Consider the following 19,367-nt stretch of genomic DNA (forward strand, 5'->3'; position numbering starts at 1 on the left):
CGATCAGGCGCCCTTCGGTTCCACGAACATGCGGCCGCGCATTTCCATGTGCAGGGCATGGCAGAACCATTGGCAATAGTACCAGTAGACGCCAGGATTGGCCGCAACGAAGGTAACGGAGCTCGTCTGTTGTGGGCCGACCTCCATCGCCACGCCGTGATTTCCCATGGTGAAGCCATGGGTAAGGTCATCGATCTCGTCGAGATTGGTGACGATGACCGTGACTTCGTCGCCCTCCTTCACCGTAAAGCTCGGCTGGCTGAAGCTGGGTGCGACCGAGGTCATGTAGACGCGAACCTTGTTGCCGTCGCGGATCACGGCCTCGGTCCATTCGTCGATGTCGACCTCATCGGCCTCGGCCTGCTTGCGGGTTTCGGCCCACAGCGGATCCTTGCGATCCCAGACCGAGCGGATGTTCGGCAGGATCGAGGGGGAGACGGCGATGGCGTCATGCGGCTCGGCGAAGGTCGGGCCGTCATGGACCAGCACCATCTTGTCACCGGAAATGTCGATCAACTGATCGTTTTCCGGCTTCAGCGGGCCGACATTCAGGAACCGGTCCTTGGAGAATTTGCACAGGCAAACGAGCCAGTCGTTGGCGGCATCGAGCGTTTCGCCCATCACCGTCTTCAAGTGGCCGGGTTGATACTGAACGTCGAGCTTGTCCTTGATCGGATTGATCTTCTCACCGGCGTAGGCGCGGATGGCCTCATCGATGTTCCACTTTACCACCTGGCTGTCGAGGAACAGCGAGGTATAGGCGTTGCCGCGCCCGTCGAAGGCGGTGTGCAATGGGCCAAGGCCCAGTTCCGGTTCCGCAACCACCGCGCTGCGCGGCTCGGCATTGTCGTAGAACAGGGCATCGAACTTCGTCACGTCCAGCACGGTGACGGTTGGCGAAAGCTTGCCGGCAACGCACAGATGCTTCCTGTCCGGCGCCATGTTGCAGCCGTGCGGGTTGTTGGCGATCGGGATGTAGCGCGTGAAGAGCGACTTGGCCTCCTTGCGCCCGTCCACCACCTTGACGCCGTTGATCTCCTCATATTGGCCGGCCTTAATGGCCTTCTCGATTTCGGCGATGTTGAAGACGACGACATGATCCATCTCGGACTTGGTCATCTCTTCCAGCGTCATGCCCATTTCCGAGTTGTAGCTGGTGGAGAACGCCCACTTGCCCTCGTAGTCGGCATCGCAATTGTCGAGGTTGCCCGAGACCTTCACCTGCCAGGCCACTTCCCACTTGTCGGCATCGACGGCGGTGAAGATGTTCACGTAGGTCGCCACGTCCGTCATCGTCGAGCCGTCGTTGACGAGCGGGGCCTCGTCCTCGCCGTTGCAGAACACATAGTTTGAACGCGGCCATTTCTGCGGACGCATGCCGTGGATGCCCTTGGCGTTGGGGATCTCCAGGATGGCGTCGGTCTTCATCACGTCGCAGCGCACGCGCGCCACGCGCGTATTGGCCTTGTCGTTCATGAACAGGTAGCGACCGTCATATTTACCGTCGGTGAAGGACATATGGACGTGATGCAGGTCGCCGTTGTCGTGGATTTTCTTGCCGTTGGCGGCAAGCTGCTTCTTCGTCTTTTCCGTCATCGTGCGCTGATGGATCCGGATCGATTCATTGGTCTGCCCCCAACCGGTGGCCGAGCAACGGTTGAACACCGGCACGCGCATCAGTTCGCGCATCGAGGGAATGCCGAGAATGCGCATCTCGCCGGTCTGACCGGAGGACCAGAAGCCGTAGTAATCGTCGAGCTTGCCCGGGGCGACCGAGCCGTCGGCGCCCGTGGCCGCACGGGCCGGTGTCGCCAATCCTGCAGCGCCGAGGCTGAGTGCGGCCGGCCCTACAGTGCCCGCCAGAATGGCGCTGCCTGCAGTCGCGCTGAAAAGTGCTCGCCGGCTTAGTCCCTTGTGTTCCTTTGATTCCATGATCTGGTTCCTTTTTGCTTGAACCTTGGCTTCGATTAAACTTTGGCTGCGGGTTGATGGGTCGGCACGCCGCCCGGGCTTGCCGCAAGCTTCGCCCGCGACTTCATCTTCTTGATCACGACGGGGCAGACGGTTTCGGACTGGTAGAGCACCTGGCAGTGCAGGCAGTTGATGCACTCGTTCGGATTGATCTCGCCGGTCCGGTGGATCGCCTGCACCGGACATTGGTGGGCGCAGGTCTGGCAGGGGTTGCCGCATTCATGGTAGCGCTTGAGCCAGTCGAACATGCGTATGCGCGCAGGGATCGCGAGCGCCGCACCGAGCGGGCAGAGGTAGCGGCAATAGAACCGCTCGACGAAGAGCCCGGCGACGAGAAGTGCTGTGGCATAGGCCACGAACGGCCAGGCGCGGATGAACTTCAGGATGATCGCTGTCTTGAATGGCTCGATCTCGGCCAGATGCTCTGCCTGCTCGACGCTCATCAGAGAGACCCCGAAAAGGCCGAGGAAGATCATGTATTTGATCGGCCAGAGCCGCTCGTGCAGGCCCCATGGCAATGTCCATTGCGGGATACGCAGCTTGCGTGCGATCTGGTTGGTCAGCTCCTGCAGTGCGCCGAAGGGGCAGAGCCAGCCGCAATAGGCTCCTCGTCCCCAGAACAGGAGTGCCGCGGCAACGGCAAACCACAGGATGAAGGTGAGCGGATCGAGCAGGAAAGCCTGCCAGCTGAACCCGTTGACGAGACTGCCGAAGAGCGCCATCAGATTGACGACAGAAAGCTGCGCGTTGGCATACCAGCCAAGAAAGACCAGCGTTACCGTCAGGAAGATGATGCGAAAGATGTAGAACGCTCGCGCGTTCCTGACCGCATATGTCTGGAAGAAGAACACGCCCGTCAGCACGACCAACATGGCGCCGAGCACGACGATCTTCAGCTTCGAGTCGTCCCAGATGCGTTTCCACAGGTCGGACTGTGCAGTCCCCTCGTCACGATCAGCAACGGCTGCAACGTCCTTCACCGGTGGTGGCGCGACAGCACGCAGATACTTCTGCGGAAGCTGGTAACCCAGATCGAAGGTATGAAAGACTTTTTCGACCGGTCCAACCTCACGTTGGGCCAGGAGCTGTATGCGGAAAGGTTTTGTCGGGTCGAAGCCGAGGCCTGCCTTAATGCGGAACAGGTCCATCTCGTTGTATTCCGGCGCACCGGCAAGCGAGATTGCGCCCAGGCGACGGTGGTCGCGATCACGAAAGCGAACGGAAACATCGTCCTGGATCAGCACGATGCGATCAAAGATGCCGCCGCGCACATAGCCTGATCCCTTGAAGGAATAGAGCCCGCGTCCGACCACGGCGATCGCTTGTTCGCCTTCGCCAAGCCAAGCCTGAAGGTTTTTCTCTTCGGCTGCCCCGAGAAAGGCCTTGCCGATGGAAGGGACCGAGACCAGTGCCGCCTGCATCTCGATGAATGTCGTTTCCGGCGCTTGCGCAATCGCGCGCTCGCGGGCGCGCTCATCGGGATGGCCGGCGAAAGCAGCATTGACCTGCGCAACGTCGAGCGACAGGCGGCGCAGCGTGCCGTCACCTTCTGCCTCGACCCAGTCGGCCGGCGCGGTAGCCGCGGGATCGATTTCGAAGCGCGGGCCGGCATTGTCCGCTTCCGGTGTCAATCCGCCAAGCCCGAGCGCGCGCGCAACCTTTAGCCCGGACCGGACGATCGAATCGTCGATGACCATGACGGTTACCGTCGCGCCCGAGATGATATCTACCTCGTGGGTCGTGCCGCCGGATTTCGCCTCGGCGACGAGATCAAGGCCTGCGTAGCCGGCAACAAGCGCCTTCACCTTGGCGTCGGGAATGCCGATGAGGACGATGGGTTCCGAATGTTTCACCAGCCGGACGCCGACGATCTTCGCATCCTTGTCCACCGCCACGAGCGTATGGATGGGTTTGCCGGAATAGCCGGTCGTTCCGACGAAATCCGAGGTCACGAAAACCCACGCCACCGTCTGGCCGCCCTTCAGCACCGGGGCCGCCGCCACATCATCACGCACAGCGCCAAAACCGTCCGCTCCTGGCACAAGATCGGAGGCTGTGGTGGTCGGCAAAAACTCCTGAAGCACCGATGCTGCGCTGGCGGATACAGCGCCCCACAGGCTGAGGCAGAGAAGAAGGACAAGACGGAAGAGTTTCATTCCAGGGTGTTTTCCCGCAAATCGTTGCCGGAGCATTGAAACTTTGGCGCGGGACATTCTTTGATCTAGCTCAAACAAAGACAGCTTCGTTGATTGCAATCCTTGATTGTCGCATGTCGTGCACGGATTGATGCTCAGGTGGAGCTGGGGAAAGGACTTCGCGTCAAGCCGGCGGCCGACCGGCGCAAGAACAATACCTTTGAAGTCGGATCGCCCGGCCCGTGGCCTGCCCTCCCCGCGATATCTGCCAGGGGACGGCAGGCAGCCCGCCACCCACAACTACTGCGCGTCGTGCGAACAAGTTCCGCCCTGTGAGCTCGGCTCGCGAAGAGCAAATTGATCGCCGCGGTGCCTCGTGGGGGCACGACGGCGCCAGCTCAAAACAGTGAAAGTGTGCCCGGCGCTAAGCGCCGGGTAGGGTTGCGTGCAAAGAGATGTGTGAAGCTCCGCCTCCTCCCGTTGGGCAAAGCGATGCCGGAAAGACCTGTCAGGGCCTCACCCCGCGGAACGCGCTGCTGGCGAGAGAGCGGAACCCTCAAATGCATCAATGCCAGCGAACCTCGGAAACAGAACGCTGTTTTCCAGATGCATATGTGTAACGAGATCGTCGCAGAATTTTTGAACTCCGACATAGAGCGCCGTCCAGGACCTGCAGGCCCCGTCCGGAAGCGAAAAACCATGCGTCAAATGCTCGATCACGGCGAGGCTCCGGCTCTCGCATGCATGATCGTCCCGCATGCCGGCAATCAGATGTCGGATGTCCGGATCGGGCTCATGGCGCATCATCGGAAAGAGCGCAAGCTCTTCCCGCGCCATGTGGGGAAGAAGGTGGTCCTTGAGCTCGGCCAGCGCGTCGGCAAGACCAAGTGGCGCGGAGCGATGAGCACCGTGGACGTGCTCCACCTTTTGGGCAAGCGGGATCAACCATTCCAGATCGGTGCGGTGGGTCTGGTGATAACGCTCCAGAATATGAGCGATAAGCTCGCCTGTAGCATCCGGAGCCTCGCGTCTTGCGGCAAGCTCCAACGCCTGAAGCCGATCGAGCAGATCAGCGGCCTCTATGCCGGCATCCGCGGCCGCTTGCGCAAGCGGTACATCGCCACCACAGCAAAATCCGATACCGTGCTGTCTGAAGAGTTCCGCGGCACCGGGAAGCTCGCACGCAATCACTCCGACGGCTGTGTCCAATGTGTATTCGGTCAATGTGCTCTCCTTGGCGCCTAAAAGGTCATGATCCGCAATCGATTTCAAAGCGGGGCGATCCATGATCGTTGTTCAAGGGAGAAGCTGGGGCAGTTCTTCCGATCGTTCTTTGTCGAAACGCAACTTTATTCCGGAAGGATCGCAATCGTTGAAGATCTGAATGACCGCTAAGGGCCCTTGCCGCTGGTGCCGTGGCGACGGCGCCAGTTCGCCAAGCGCTCGCGATCGAACGTGAAGACTTCATCGATCACCGTACCATCGGAAGATACGGTTGCATTCCAGAGACGCCCGCCGCACCGAAGCGTCAACCGGAATGTGCCCAGGTGCTCCCCTTGACCGATCTCAACCTGGCTCTTGACTTCTCCCCGGCCGAGGCGATTTCTAAGCTCAGTCGGGGGCAGACGCAGCGCCGACGACATGGTCGCCGCCGGCACGGAGAAATCGCCACTGGCGTCGCGCTCGACGCGCAAAACTCGTCGGTTTGTCAGTGTCAGCATAGAGCTTTTCTTTCGGATGACGTGTCGTCCCTCGCGCGCGGATGAGGCCGCGTCAGACGGTCCCGTGATGCCTCAAGGCGAACGCTAAGAAGATCGAGCAAAAAGCCGTCGTCAATGCCAGCAGCCGGGATGCTGGCAAACAGTTCAGCAACCTCAATCGTGCAATCGCATAACGTTGGATCCCTCTGTTCCATCTCGACCATGATTTGAGCCCTCCAATGTGCTCGATCCGCGAAACCCGGCTGCTCCTTGCTAGATGTTTGGCGTCAGGCCTCGTTGCGCTAACGCAAGCTTTCGATGCGGTCGTCAAATTCCTCGCCATCATCGACATCCCCGGTATCGCATCGGATCAAGCACGTCGGCTACTGACTACTCGACTTAAGTATTCTGCCGCAAAGCCGATACCGATGCCGGCTGAGACCGGCTCCCTTGCTGACCGCGCGGCAATCCGCGCGGAGCTTGCTTGGCCTCTTGGGATGGCGATCCATCGTCTAAGAGCGCATAGACTTGAAGCCTGCTCTGATCTCCTCGACGAAGATTTCGGGTTCCTCCCAGGCGGCGAAGTGCCCACCCTTTAAGGCGCGGTTGTAGTAGACGAGCTTTGGATAAGCCTTTGACAGCCATGGCTTCGGTGGCCGATAGACCTCGCCCGGAAAGACGGTGACGGCCACAGGAACCCTGGCTGGCGTGAGCTTCGCGCCTGCCTTGACGTTCTCCCAATAGATACGTCCGCTCGAGGGGCCCGTGTTGGTCAGCCAATACAAGGTGATATTGTCGAGGATGGCGTCCTTGCCGAGCGCCTGTTCCGCATCGCCACGCGTGAACACCCAGTCGGCGATCTTGTCCAAGAGCCAGGCTGCAAGCCCCACCGGTGAATCGGCAAGGCCGTAGCCGATCGTTTCCGGGCGCGTACTGAGGATCGAGGCGTAGCCAAAACCGTTGTTCAGGAAGTCGCGAGCCTCGTCGAAAACCTTCTTTTCATCGGCAGACATGGTCTCGGGAGCCGGCCCGCCGTTCTTCAACGCCTTGGCAGCGTCCGCTGGAAGCGTCGTCGAACGCTCCACCCTGTTGACGTGGATGCCAAGCAGTCCGGCTGGCGCCTGACGCGCCAGGGCATCGCTGATGATCGCGCCCCAATCACCGCCTTGCGAGACATAGCTGTTATAGCCGAGCCGCTTCATGAGGGCGTCCCAGGCACGTGCGATCCGTTGCGCCTCCCAACCGGTCGTGTCTGGTTTTTGCGAAAAGCCGAAGCCTGGGATTGAAGGGATGACGAGATGGTAGGCGTCTTCGGCCTTACCGCCGTGTGCAGTCGGATCCGTCAACGGATCAATGACGTCAAGCAGTTCAAAGATCGAACCCGGCCACCCGTGGGTCATAATCAGCGGAAGAGCGTTCTCATGGCGGGAGCGTACGTGGATGAAATGGATGTCGAGCCCGTCGATCTTCGTCAGGAATTGGGGAAACGCGTTCAGCTTGCGCTCTGCCCGGCGCCAATCATAGGAGGACTGCCAATACTGCGCGAGTTCACGAAGCTTGCGCTGCTGGACGCCCTGGGACCGATCCGAGACGGTCGCGCTGTCCGGCCAACGGGTTGCGACCAGGCGCCTTCTGAGGTCAATGAGGGCATTTTCAGGAATGTCGACGTTGAATGGTTGGATGGCATCGCCCTTCGCCGTCGTGTTCACGGCTGCGATGCCGGTTCTGGGCGGCACCGCGGCGGCTACACCGATCGCAGCGCCCCGAAACAGAAACGAGCGTCGCGTGAGCGGCCCGTCACCAGCCTTGTTTTCCAGGTTCATTTCAAAAAACTCCTGTCCGCTAATCCAGAAGGCGCATTGGAGAGATCCGCGCAGAGCTCTTGTTCAAAAGATGCGCGGAAACAGGTCGAGCGGGGGGCTCGCTCCGCGCGACGGCCCCCGCACTCCATTGATCATCAAACCTCGTCGGGGCCTTTGCGGTAGACGAGAAACTTGTTGCCTTCGGGATCTCGGAAATAGGCACAATAGGGGTCACCGCCGTCCGGGCCTCTCGGACCGGGAGCACCCTCGTCGGAACCTCCTGCTTCCAGTGCCGTGGCATGAGCCTGATCGACCTGGGCTCGAGAGCGCGCTTCAAAGGCGACCATGGTGCCATTGCCGGCAACCGCTGTCTCTCCGTTGAAGGGCTTCGTCACACCGAATTCGAGGGTACGGTGGCCGTAATAGACAGCGCGTCCGGGCTGGACGAGCACGCGGCCGATGCCAAAGACGGCAAGGAGCTTGTCATAATAAGCCGCTGCGGCATCGAGGTCGTTCGTGCCGACGGTAGAGTGGCCGGCGAGCGCTCTTGTCTTTTCCGCGATCTCCTTGTGCGGGGAGGCCGTGATGTCGTTCATTTTCCTCAGTCCTTTCGTCGCGAGTGACGGTCTCGTCTCGCTGCTTCGTTCGGGATCGTCGCTAAACCCGGCGATCCATGAATGACGGGAATCTACGGATCGCACCTGCTGCCCGGTACTGAGCAAATCTGAGAGCCATCCTCTCGCTTGAATGCACTGGCGTCCACTCGAGAGCGAATTTGCCCGAGTTCAAGAGGGTGCCTCTCAAATACTGCATCTGCCGACGGACTGCTCGATGCCCGATGCTCTGGTCACACTCACCATTCAGAGACCGGAAGGACTAAAGACATGGCATCGCTCAAGACCGTCGTCGCAACAGCTTCTGCGATCATGGCATCGACCGCACCAGGACACGCGGGCCCAATCGGCTCCGCAACGGCCCTGAAAATCGACTTCATCACGATCGACGAGAACATAACGCTCCGACGAATGGTTTCCCGTCAGGGCAATCCGAACGGCACGGTTCTCTTCCTGCACGGCTTTCCCGAGACGCTGGGCGTCTGGGCGAAGATCACGGAAACTATGGGCGCACAGTACGAAGTGCATGCGTTCGATTGGCCTGGCTATGGCCAGTCGTCGCGCCCTTCCCCGGAGCGGTTCTCCTATTCACCAAGAGACTACGCCAAGGTTCTCAAAGCCTATATCGACAGATCGGGCATCGACCGATCGAATTTGGTGATCTACGCCTCGGACATCGGCAGTCTTCCCGCTCTGCTTCTTGCACTGGAAGAACCGACGGTCGCGAAGAAGATCATCGTCGGCGACTTTGCGCCGTTCAACAGGCCGCATTGGATGTACGAGAGCCTTCAAAATCTGAAGGCCGAACCGACGGCAACACCAACGCGCGCCTATATGAACAAGACAAGCGACGAGATCTTGGAGAACGTACATCGGCGTGGCCTTGCACCGGAAAACCAGTTCGACCTGCCGTCCGAGGTGCAATCGGACATGAAGGAATCCTGGATGCGCGACGGCGTGACGACAGCCGACGCCTTCGCATTCTATTACGCCCACTTCACGCGGGATGAAGATTATCTTGAGGCCAATCTGTCTAGGCTCAAGACCCCGATCAAGGTGATCTGGGGCGAAAAGGACATCTACATCAAACCGGAGATGGGCAAGGAGTTCGCCGATCGAACCGGTTCGAAATTCGCCATTCTAAAAGGTGTTGGCCACTTCCCCCACCTTCAGGATCCGGCACGAACAGTCGACGAAGTTCGCCGGGCCTTCGCCGACTAGGCCTTTAAGGCCTCACTCCGCCCGAAGACAGTGCGAAGGCGAGGCAGGGCCCAGTCAATGAAGGAACGCACCTTCAACGTGAGCATGCCCTGACCGGAATAGACGATGTGGATCGGTCTCGACGCGCCGTCGAAACCCTCCAGAACCGGCACGAGGGCGCCTGACGCCAACTCGTCCGGGATCTGGTAATCGAACAAGCGGGCGATGCCGGCTCCGCCGACCGCCGCGGTCACGCAATTGGCCGCGGTATTCACCTCAAGACGATTGCGGGGAACGGCCTCCATCGGGCGGCCGTCGACATCGAACGTCCAGAAGAACGTCCGCTTGTTGAAGAGTATTCCGTCATGGCCGTCAAGATCGCCCGGATGCGTCGGCACACCCCGGCGCTCAAGATATGCCGGGCTGGCGCAGGTCAGCAAGCGAAACTCTCCGGCCTTGACCGCATAGAGCGAACTGTCCGCGAGGTCGCCGAGACGAATGGCGATATCGACCTGCTCTTCGACAAGATGGACCGTTCTGTCGAGCGAAATGAGGTTCAGCGATACCTCCGGGTGCCTCTCCAAATAACCAAGGGCGATCGGCATGATATAGCGGGCGCCGAACTCGACCGGTACGGTGATCGTCAGCGTGCCGCGCGGTGTCTGGTATTCGCCCGACGCTCGCCGCTCCGCCTCCTCCAGATCGCCCATGATCTTTCGGGCCGCCTCGACATATTCCCGGCCCGCATCGGTGAGTTGAAGGTTGCGGCTGGTGCGCACGATGAGGCTCGCCCCCAGGTACCGTTCGAGTTCGGCAACCTTGCGACTGACACTTGGCAGCGGAGCATTCAATTTCCTGCTTCCTGCGGAGATGCTGCCGGCATCAACGACTGCGAGCAGCATTTTCATTGCTTCGAGGCGATCCATAATACCCCCGCCAACGTGACCGCTGTTTGTTTCGCGCCGTGACGCCCCTTTCGCCCTGCCAAAAGACAAGACACTCATGCGTCACTTCACTTGCAATTGTTCCGAAATCCGACCGGAAAGTGCGCGCTGCCCTTGCTTCACGATCGTCTCGAGGAAATCGCCAACAACACGAATGCGTTTGGTGTCGCGAACCCCTTCATGAACGACAAGCCAAATGGCTTCCTCCTGCCTGCAAAGGTCGGGTTTGACCCGGACAAGCTCGTCCTCCGTGTCGGCAAGGATACACGGCAATACGCCGAGGCCGTTGCCCGCCTTCATCGCCAGCACCTGCGCCTGCATCGTATCGACCGTCAGGTTGGCGATGCCGCTTTCGACCCACGAGCGCAGGGTCTTGGGCACGACAAGGAACGACAGGGGATCGCCCCAGGTAATCAGCCTATGGCCGGTGATCGGCAGTTTATTTTCTCGGACGGGGTGGCTCTCAAGATAGGCTTTCGACGCGTAGAGACCGAACGCAATCGTTCCGATCCGACGCACCACATAGTTGCCCTGTTCAGGGCGGCAGAGCCGAAGGCCGATATCCGTCTCTCGCTGTGGAATCTGGGCGAAGGACGTGGCGTTGACCGAAACGCCCAACGAAAGATCGGGATAGGCTTCCTGCAAAGCAGGCAGGTTTGGCATCAGCAGGTGATGTGCGAGCGTCTCGACGGTGATAATCCTAACCGCCCCCGAGACGCGCCCGTCGTGGCCGCAGAAGCTGCCTTCCAGTTCGCGCATGGCAGTTTCAATCGCCGTTGCTTTCTCGACCATCGCCCGGCCTGCGTCAGTGAGCTCGTAGCCGTCCGGCCGGCGCTCGAACAGGCGCGTCTTCAGAGCGTGTTCCAGGGTCTCTATCCGTCGCGCCACCGTCGAAGCGCTCGCTTTCACTTCACGCGCAGCGCCGGTGAGGCCGCCCTGGCGTGTCACTGCAAGGAAGTAGCGGACATCGTTCCAGTTCATGTTTCTATTTTTCGAAAACCCTCTTGCGAACTTATGCGTCGAAGCGCGCGAAGGGAAGGATTATCCCTTTAAGGATCGTGGAAACGGAGCTTGGCAACGAGAAATCGGCAAAGCTCGATCAAAACTCTGAGGCTATGCTCATGATGAACAGGCAGTTTTCGGTCGGCGTGTTTGCCGCGCTCTTTGCAGCCTTTGCCTTCTCCCTCAATTTCGTCGTGCCGTTCATAATCGGCGACTTCTCCACGTTCGACTTTGCTCTTATCCGGCATGTGGTCTCGGCGACGGTTGGGGTCTTTATTCTGTTTTCAGAACGCGGGACGGCATTGCGCCACCTGACGTTCCAAAACGCCATGGCTGCCACGGGATTGGCCTTCATCGGCTATGTCGGCTACTTCCTGACGGTAACGGGAGCGGCAATCTACGCCGGCCCGGTCATTGCGCCTGCCTTCCTTGGCCTGGTTCCGATTGTGCTTGCCGTCATTGGAAACCGGGGTCAGGCGTCACTTCCATGGCGCTTCTTGATGACACCGCTTGCACTGGTGGCGATCGGTCTCGTGCTGGTCAACGGCACGGCGTTCACCGCAGATAGTCTCGGTTCCGTTCGCTCGCTCTGGATTGGTATTCCGCTTGCTCTGGCCGCGGTCGGTCTATGGGTATGGTTCGCGATCGCCAATCAGGCAGCGCTCGCAATCCGCCCGGCGATGCCTTCGGGCATATGGTCCGCATTGATCCTGATCGGCGGTGGTCTCCAGATGCTGGTTTTCTACCCGGTCGGTGCGGCGATGGACCTTTTCCAGCTTCCGAAGCTCGGTTTCGGTTGGGAAGCCGCCGGCTCCCTCTATCTATGGGGAACGTCGCTGGCACTGATGGCGACCGTGTGCGGGGTATGGGCTTGGAATGTCGCGTCGAGGACGCTTCCTGTTGCGCTCGCGGCACAGCTGATCGTGTCGGAAACGGCCTTCGGCGTAGTTGGCGGACTTGTTGTCCATGCACGTTGGCCGACGATGATGGAGGCAGCCGGCGTCGCTGTGCTCATCGCTGGTGTCGTTCTTGCCATTCGCGTGTTCTACGGTCAGCAGGCCCAAATGAACGAGGCCATCGCGCAGCCATCCTGACGCTCGCGCGATGGGCTACCCCCTGGTCATGGAGACCTCGGTCGGCCGCTTTTCTTTGATGCGCGTCCTCGCGCAAAACCGATCAACCGGCCGCCGTATCTAACCAGATCGTTACAGGACCATCATTGGCCAGTTCCACCCGCATGTCCGCGCCGAAGACGCCATTCGCAACAGCAACGCCAAGGGTCGAGACTTGCGCAGAGAAATGCTCATAGAGGCGTTTACCCTCCTGCGGCGGCGCGGCCGTAGAAAAGCCCGGCCGGTTGCCTTTCGTCTCTGCGGCGAGGGTAAACTGGCTGACGACGAGCGCTGAGCCGCCCACGTCGACCAGGGAACGGTTCATGCGATCCTGATCGTCCCTGAAGATGCGCAGGTTGACGATCTTGCGCGCCAGCCATTCGCTTTCCTTCTCGGTATCGCCCTTCATCGCACACACGAGCACCAACAGGCCGCTGGCGATTTCTCCCGTGACCGCGCCGTCTACCGTGACACGCGCAGATGAAACGCGCTGGACAAGTGCTCTCATGGCAAGGAATCTCCCTATGGCTTGCCGGCGTTTATCCACTCCGAGGCGATCGCAATCAAGCTCTATGCGACCCGACAGCAACCGTCTGGACGACATCGTCAGACCTGGTCGAACGATGGGCAGACCTGGCCGGCGCTCGCTACCGTGCCTGAAGGGGTAGCATTTTCACGCGGTGGAATGGCCGTGGACGACGGCGAGCTACCACGTTTGATCGCGACCGTCGTTGGGCTTGTCGGATCATACGCAATGTTGAGGCAATCCGGGCGCTGTGATCTCGCCAATCAACGGAAGATTGGCGAAGGCCGGTGCTCGGCATGAAGCCGCGCACTTCAAACAGGGAGCGAAACGGCCTTGAGCGTTTGTGACAGCGACACGACGCAAAACGGCACTCCGCGCGCAGAAAGAGAAACCAAGCGAGGAAATGGAATGCGCACGAGACTGGTGATGGCGGGTCTCGTGCTACTGTTGACACCGGCAGATCCGGCCCGGTCGCAGGCGATCGAACCCGTTTGCCCTTCTCCGCACGACAGAACGGTTGCCATCACGTTCGACGATCTCCCTTATACCCGCGCAGGCGATGCGGGAGGGCAGGAACTCGCTGCGGTCGCGAGGGCCACGAACGAAGCCATTCTGGCCGGTCTCGCCGTTCGTAACGTTCCCGCTATCGGGTTTGTCGTCGAACGGCGTGTGCAGGCGCTGGGTGAGATCGGTCAGACACTGTTGGAACCGTGGAACACTGGCCAATTCGAGCTTGGCAATCACAGTGCGAACCACCCCGATAGCAATACCTTGGACGTCGATGCGTTTCGTCGCGAAGTGATTGACGGAGAGGCGACCATTCGGCCGATGGTGGAAAAGGCCGGCCGAACCCTTCGGTTCTTCCGGTTTCCCTACAATCACCTCGGAGACACGGATCAACGTCGCGAGGCGTTCGAACGGGTACTTGGCGAACGCGGTTATCATCTCGCGGCATCCACCATCGATACGTCGGATTTGATGCATATGAACGGGCATTGGCGCGATCCGATACGGCGATGGTCCGAAGGATCGAAGACGCTTACATAGACTATAGCCGCGTCGAGATTGCGTATTATGCGGATCTGAACCGCAAGGTCCTCGGGTGCGAACCGCCCGGCATTCTCCTGCTTCATGCCAATCGCATCAATGCGGCCACCATCGATCGAATACTCGGGCTTTTCAGAAGTACGAGCTACCGCTTCGTCTCCCTTGAGGAGGCGCAAGCCCACCCGGCGTACAGGCAGCCGCCTCGATTTGCCACCAAGTTCGGACCAATGTGGGGGTATCGCTGGGCAAGGGAGCGGGACCTCAAGGTGGATGGAAGCAAGGAGGAAGAGCCTCCGGCATGGGTGACCCAATACACCGATCCCGACGCGCCGCTCTGATCCGCATCCGTGGCCAAGATCGAGCTCCAGCAATCGCTTGGCCGCGACGGCTTAACCCTGTGCTTCGCCGCAATGTTCTCGCAACGCGTGGCCCCAAGACTCCTGAACAGTCGATTCGATATTTGAAGGAGTATGTCCCATGCGTGCGTCGGTCTTCGGTAAGGTTCTCGCGCTGACCGCAGCTTTGGGCGCGACTGTGCCTGCAGCTCCAACCGTCCTTGCTGACGATTACGATGGAGGTTGGCGCCATTGTCGGGACCTTCACGGAAGAGACCGGTGGCGTTGTGAGGAGGCGCGGCGCGATCGGTGGCGCGAGCGCCAGGAAAAACACGACAAGAAGGATATGAAGGCTGGTTTGGCCGCCGGCGCGATCGGTTTGGCCCTCGGTGCCATCATTATCGGTGCGGCACAGGAAGCCGAGCGGAAGCGCGAGGCGGAAGCTTATTGGCGCAACGATCGCGATGCGCGGTGCCTTGCGCGCTACCGCTCCTACGACCCGCGCAGCGGAACATTCATTGGGCGTGACGGCCGGCGCTACGAATGCAGGTGAAGGCTGCGCCTCCGACAAGTCGCCCACAAAGGCGTGGCGACCTTTCGCGCAGAAACCTTTACGGACGCCTGCTTCGGCCATAGATGTGCTGCAATGGTGGGTGCGTCCTGCGTGCCGATCGTAAGGCTGGAGGGAGTTTTGACGGATTTTACCTGGTTGAATGAGCCTCGAAACTGGAACGTCGAAAATGGCGTGCTAACCCTCAAAACGGAGGCGAATACCGACTTCTGGCAGACAACCTTCTATGGCTTCAGGCGCCATTCCGGTCATGCCAGACTGCAGGCGGTGAGCGGAGATTTTACCGCATCGGTGGTCGTGCGCGGTGATTATCGCGAGCTCTACGATCAAGCCGGGCTGATGCTGATTATCGACGAAACTCACTGGCTCAAGACCGGCATAGAGTTCACCGACGGCTTGATGCATTTCTCAGTTGTCGTCACGAACGGAACGTCGGACTGGTCCGTAATCCCGCTTGCGCAAGCGCAGCCGAACGCCGAAGTGCATATCCGGCTGACGCGGCACGAGGCAGCGCTCAGGGTCCAGTTTCACCTTGGCGATGGTCCGTGGCAGATGGCGCGGTTATGTCCATTCTCCGGTGAAGACGCACGGATCGGTGTCATGGCCTGCTCTCCTGAGCGCGAAGGTTTTACCGCGCAGTTCGAAGGATTTTGCCTGGGCGCTCCGATATCGCGCGACTTGCATGCCTCATAGGAGCCCTTGCTGCTAGCAGCGGCGATCCGCTCGCCTTGGTCGGGCATTGAAGGGACGTCCGACCCGTCGTCGGTATTCCTTCGCGCGCGCCTTACCGCAGTGGAACTTCAAGAGCGCATCGGGCGTTCCGCAACCTTCTGCGGCTCACAGATCGCGTCCAACCAGAGCCGCCGTCACAACATCGTCACGAAACGCACGAACAACTCGCTTCGTGTAAATGGCGGAGGCACAGATGGATTACTTCAGACGCTTCACCTTTTTGTTCGCGACACCCGCCTTCGACAACGAGGATCTCGAGGGGGCCAGGTACAAGCAGATTGTCGAGGAGATCGAGCGGTCGGGTTTCGAGGTGGTCCGCGCACGGAGCCTTGAGGACGCGGAAATCGCCGTCCAGACTGACGCGGCCATCGGCTGCATGATGGTCGACTGGGGCAAGAAAGGCATGGAAGGCAAGACCGCCTCCCTCATCAATCTGATGCGGCGACGCGGTCTCGAATTCCCGATCATCCTTCTCATCCGGCGCAAGCGCTTTGAGGACGTACCGGTCGAAGTGCTCGACTTCATCGACGGCTATGTCTTTCTATCCGAAGAGACGCCTGCCTTCATCGCGAAAAACCTCATCAGCCGCCTCAAGCAATATGCCGAGACGATGAAGACGCCTTTCTTTGGCGCGCTGGTGGATTACGCCGAGGAAGGCAACCAGCTTTGGACCTGCCCCGGACACAACGGCGGCGTGTTCTACAGCCGTAGCCCCGTCGGCCGCGTGTTCATGGAGCATCTGGGCGAAGCGGTCTTTCGCGATGATCTTGACAATTCCGTGCTCGATCTCGGCGATCTCCTGACCCATGAAGGGCCGGCGCTCGCCGCCCAGAAGGAAGCCGCCAAGATTTTTGGCGCGGAGAAGACCTACTTCGTCCTTAACGGCACCTCGACTTCCAACAAAGTTGCGCTTTCCGCCCTGGTCACCGATGGCGACCTGGTGCTGTTTGACCGTAACAATCACAAGGCGGCCCATCACGGCGCGCTGATGATCTCCGGCGGCATCCCGGTCTATGTGCCGACCGCCAGAAATGCCCATGGGCTCATTGGCCCCATGGATTTAGGCGCGCTCAATGAGGAGGCGCTGCGCGAGCGCATCCGCACCCACCCGCTGGTCAAGGACCCGGATGCCTGGCAGAAACCGCGCCCGTTTCGGGTGGCGGTGGTGGAACAGTGCACCTATGACGGCACGATCCACAATGCCGAGATGATCCTGAAAGCCATCGGCCATCTGTGCGATTACATCCTGTTCGACGAGGCCTGGGCGGGCTTCATGAAATTTCACCCGCTCTATGCCGGTCGTTTTGCCATGGGCCTTGCCGAACTCGGACCCGAGGCACCGGGTATCATCGCCACGCAATCCACGCACAAGCAGCTTGCGAGCTTTTCGCAGGCATCGCAGATCCACATGAAGGATCGGCACATTACCGGCCAGAAGCGCCGGGTCGAGCACCGACGCTTCAATGAGAGTTTCATGCAGCACGCTTCGACGTCGCCTTTTTATCCGCTCTTCGCATCCCTCGATGTCGGCGCGCAGATGATGAAGGGTCGTTCCGGCGAAGTGCTGTGGGACGATACGATCCGGCTCGGCATCGAGCTTCGCAAGAAAATCCGGGCGGTGCGTAGGGAGTTCGAGGAAAAGGAGCGTCGGCCCGAGCGCCGCTGGTTCTTCGAGCCCTTCGTGCCGGACCGCGTGGCCATGCCGGATGTGGCAAGCCCCGGAGCGGTACACGACGTGCCATGGGAGAGCGTCGCCACCGATCAGCTCGCCACCAATCCGGCCTTCTGGCACCTCACCCCGGGGGCTGCATGGCACGGCTTTTCCGATATGGCGCCGGGCTTCGCGATGACCGATCCCAACAAGCTCACGCTGCTCACGCCAGGTTTTGACAGGGCAACGGGCGCATATTCAGAGCACGGCATTCCCGCCCCGATCGTTGCGCAGTACTTGCGCGAGAACCGGATCGTCGCAGAGAAAAACGATCTCAACTCCCTGCTGTTTCTGCTCACGCCCGGCGTCGAGGCAAGCAAAGCGGGCACACTGATCAGCGGCCTCGTCGCATTCAAACGGCTTCATGACGACAACGCGCCTCTGGAAGAGGTCATTCCGGAGTTCTATCGCCGCCGCCCCGGCCGCTACGCGGGGGTGCGATTGCGTGATCTGTGCGGCGAGATGCATCGGTTCTTCCGCGACGCCAATGTCAGCGCGCTGCAGGCCAAGCAGTTTTCCGAAGAGCATCTGCCGGATATCGCCCTTTCACCCCACGACGCGGCGCGCTGCCTTGTGCGCAACGACGTGGACTTTCTGCCGATCGACGCCATTGCCGGGCGGATCGCAACGACACCTTTTGTCGTCTATCCGCCGGGGATCGCCACAATCGTGCCGGGCGAGCGACTGACCGAGCGCGCACAGCCAATGATCGACTATCTCAAGATGTTCGAAACCTGCTTCAACACTTTCCCCGGCTTCGACGTCGAGATCCAGGGCCTTTACCGCCAAACCGACGCGTCGGGCCGCATACGACTTCATACCTACGTCGTCGCTGAATAGAATTTTGGAGTTTCGTGACCCCTCATGCCGCAGGATGAAACAATCATCATTCGCCCGTCGCGGGAGAGCGACGTTGATGCCATGCTGGCCATCTATCGCCGGCACATCCGACGCGGCATAGAAGAGGGTGTCGAAGAGGGCGACGCACCACAGCCGGACGACCTTCGCGAGCGGCGGAAAAACCTGAAAAGCCGCCGCTTGCCCCATCTCGTCGCGGTCAAGGAGGGGGTGGTGGTCGGATACGCCTATGTCGTGCTGTTTCGCAAGCGCCCCGCCTACCGTTACACGGTCAAGCACTCGATCTATGTTCACCACGAGCATCTCGGTCAAGGCGTCGGACGTCTGCTCATGCGGGGCCTGATCGACGCCTGCGCCGCAGCCGGCTTTCGCCAGATGATCGGCTACATCGACGCCGACAATGTCGCCTCCCTCACTTTGCACGATCGCTTCAACTTCGTACGCGTCGGCCTGCTTCCGGGTGTCGCTTATCGTTACGGGCGCTGGGCCGATAGCGTCATGGTCCAGCGCTCTCTGGGTCCGGGCTCGACGACGCCGCCACCGCCGCCGCCCCTCTCCACCCGATGAGGGTCGCCCCTGTTGGCGTCCGTTTAAACGTCAAAAAGCCCGCTGGATTTCTCCATGCGGGCTTTTTTTGATTTGGTTGCGGGGGCAGGATTTGAACCTGCGGCCTTCAGGTTATGAGCCTGACGAGCTACCTCCATGCGGGCTTTTTTTGATTTGGTTGCGGGGGCAGGATTTGAACCTGCGGCCTTCAGGTTATGAGCCTGACGAGCTACCGGGCTGCTCCACCCCGCGCCAAGCGTAAATCCCGATGGGATTTATCGCGGTAACGTAAATCCCGAAGGGATTTATGGTCTGTGCCGAGCAAATTGCGAAGCGATTTGTCTCGTGTAAGGGACGCACTGATGACTTCGGTCTAGCAAAACAAAAGGGCCGCTTGAGGGCGGCCCGTGTTTCGGCTGGGCCGAGGCATGAAGAGAAGGTGATCTTTGTTTTCCGGATTTTCTTGCGCTTTGCAGACCTGGCAGCGACCTACTCTCCCGCGTCTTAAGACGAAGTACCATCGGCGCTGGGGCGTTTCACGGCCGTGTTCGGAATGGGAAC

The 19,367-nt window shown here is 60.2% G+C and carries 17 protein-coding genes, 1 tRNA gene and 1 rRNA gene; 8 read left to right on the forward strand and 11 right to left on the reverse strand.

Annotated features, from left to right (window positions below; all coding sequences use genetic code 11):
- Nucleotides 1–3 precede the first annotated feature (3 nt).
- From nosZ to ASD63_RS29460, 6 genes are all read right to left on the reverse strand, one after another.
- Complete coding sequence (gene nosZ / locus ASD63_RS29430; RefSeq protein ID WP_060530202.1) at nt 4–1,932, reverse strand: TAT-dependent nitrous-oxide reductase; 1,929 nt, start codon at nt 1,930–1,932, stop codon at nt 4–6.
- A 35-nt stretch (nt 1,933–1,967) separates the two neighbouring features.
- Nucleotides 1,968–4,127: a NosR/NirI family protein gene (locus tag ASD63_RS29435; protein WP_060530203.1), complete on the reverse strand. Its 2,160-nt coding sequence runs from the start codon at nt 4,125–4,127 to the stop codon at nt 1,968–1,970.
- Between the two features lie 495 nt (nt 4,128–4,622).
- The gene (locus ASD63_RS34640) at nt 4,623–5,330 is read right to left on the reverse strand and encodes a DUF542 domain-containing protein (RefSeq protein ID WP_082573019.1); all 708 of its coding nucleotides are present in this window, start codon (nt 5,328–5,330) and stop codon (nt 4,623–4,625) included.
- 167 nt (nt 5,331–5,497) lie between these two features.
- The gene (locus ASD63_RS29445) at nt 5,498–5,827 is read right to left on the reverse strand and encodes a DUF6522 family protein (protein ID WP_049810978.1); all 330 of its coding nucleotides are present in this window, start codon (nt 5,825–5,827) and stop codon (nt 5,498–5,500) included.
- A gap of 491 nt (nt 5,828–6,318) precedes the next feature.
- A complete protein-coding gene (locus tag ASD63_RS29455; RefSeq protein ID WP_060530206.1) occupies nt 6,319–7,629 on the reverse strand; it encodes an epoxide hydrolase family protein in 1,311 nt (436 codons plus the stop codon).
- 134 nt (nt 7,630–7,763) lie between these two features.
- Nucleotides 7,764–8,204: a VOC family protein gene (locus ASD63_RS29460; protein WP_029742721.1), complete on the reverse strand. Its 441-nt coding sequence runs from the start codon at nt 8,202–8,204 to the stop codon at nt 7,764–7,766.
- A gap of 288 nt (nt 8,205–8,492) precedes the next feature.
- Here ASD63_RS29460 and ASD63_RS29465 point away from each other — a divergent pair, with 288 nt between their 5' ends.
- Nucleotides 8,493–9,443, forward strand: a complete 951-nt coding sequence (locus ASD63_RS29465) for an alpha/beta hydrolase (RefSeq protein ID WP_060530207.1) — start codon at nt 8,493–8,495, stop codon at nt 9,441–9,443.
- Here the strand turns inward: ASD63_RS29465 and ASD63_RS29470 are convergent.
- Both ASD63_RS29470 and ASD63_RS29475 read right to left on the reverse strand, forming a co-directional pair.
- Complete coding sequence (locus ASD63_RS29470) at nt 9,440–10,348, reverse strand: LysR substrate-binding domain-containing protein (protein ID WP_060530208.1); 909 nt, start codon at nt 10,346–10,348, stop codon at nt 9,440–9,442. The genes ASD63_RS29465 and ASD63_RS29470 overlap by 4 nt on opposite strands.
- Nucleotides 10,349–10,429: 81 nt before the next feature.
- A complete protein-coding gene (locus tag ASD63_RS29475; RefSeq protein ID WP_060530209.1) occupies nt 10,430–11,347 on the reverse strand; it encodes a LysR family transcriptional regulator in 918 nt (305 codons plus the stop codon).
- A gap of 143 nt (nt 11,348–11,490) precedes the next feature.
- On the opposite strand from ASD63_RS29475, the gene ASD63_RS29480 reads away from it, so the two are divergent.
- Nucleotides 11,491–12,462: a DMT family transporter gene (locus ASD63_RS29480; protein WP_060530229.1), complete on the forward strand. Its 972-nt coding sequence runs from the start codon at nt 11,491–11,493 to the stop codon at nt 12,460–12,462.
- An 82-nt stretch (nt 12,463–12,544) separates the two neighbouring features.
- Here ASD63_RS29480 and dtd read toward each other — a convergent pair whose 3' ends face one another.
- Complete coding sequence (gene dtd / locus ASD63_RS29485; protein ID WP_034799023.1) at nt 12,545–12,988, reverse strand: D-aminoacyl-tRNA deacylase; 444 nt, start codon at nt 12,986–12,988, stop codon at nt 12,545–12,547.
- A gap of 426 nt (nt 12,989–13,414) precedes the next feature.
- Between dtd and ASD63_RS29490 the strand changes: the two genes are divergently transcribed.
- From ASD63_RS29490 to ASD63_RS29515, 6 genes are all read left to right on the forward strand, one after another.
- Nucleotides 13,415–14,053, forward strand: a complete 639-nt coding sequence (locus ASD63_RS29490) for a polysaccharide deacetylase family protein (protein WP_060530210.1) — start codon at nt 13,415–13,417, stop codon at nt 14,051–14,053.
- Nucleotides 14,023–14,391, forward strand: coding sequence for a hypothetical protein (locus tag ASD63_RS29495; RefSeq protein WP_060530211.1), 369 nt, complete (start codon nt 14,023–14,025; stop codon nt 14,389–14,391). Before ASD63_RS29490 ends, ASD63_RS29495 begins: the two co-directional genes overlap by 31 nt.
- A gap of 139 nt (nt 14,392–14,530) precedes the next feature.
- On the forward strand, nt 14,531–14,941 hold the full coding sequence (locus ASD63_RS34645) for a BA14K family protein (RefSeq protein WP_082573015.1): 411 nt from the start codon (nt 14,531–14,533) through the stop codon (nt 14,939–14,941).
- Between the two features lie 93 nt (nt 14,942–15,034).
- On the forward strand, nt 15,035–15,652 hold the full coding sequence (locus ASD63_RS29505; RefSeq protein ID WP_060530213.1) for a DUF1349 domain-containing protein: 618 nt from the start codon (nt 15,035–15,037) through the stop codon (nt 15,650–15,652).
- Between the two features lie 232 nt (nt 15,653–15,884).
- On the forward strand, nt 15,885–18,242 hold the full coding sequence (locus ASD63_RS29510; protein ID WP_060530214.1) for an Orn/Lys/Arg decarboxylase N-terminal domain-containing protein: 2,358 nt from the start codon (nt 15,885–15,887) through the stop codon (nt 18,240–18,242).
- Nucleotides 18,243–18,266: 24 nt separating this feature from the next.
- Entirely contained in the window at nt 18,267–18,827 is a 561-nt protein-coding gene (locus ASD63_RS29515) for a GNAT family N-acetyltransferase (protein ID WP_060530215.1), read from the forward strand.
- A 154-nt stretch (nt 18,828–18,981) separates the two neighbouring features.
- Here ASD63_RS29515 and ASD63_RS29525 read toward each other — a convergent pair.
- Nucleotides 18,982–19,058 (reverse strand) — tRNA-Met (locus tag ASD63_RS29525).
- A 224-nt stretch (nt 19,059–19,282) separates the two neighbouring features.
- Nucleotides 19,283–19,367, reverse strand: a 5S ribosomal RNA gene (gene rrf, locus ASD63_RS29530); the annotation flags it as partial.

The organism is Ensifer sp. Root558 (assembly GCF_001427045.1).
Lineage (GTDB): Bacteria > Pseudomonadota > Alphaproteobacteria > Rhizobiales > Rhizobiaceae > Ensifer > Ensifer adhaerens.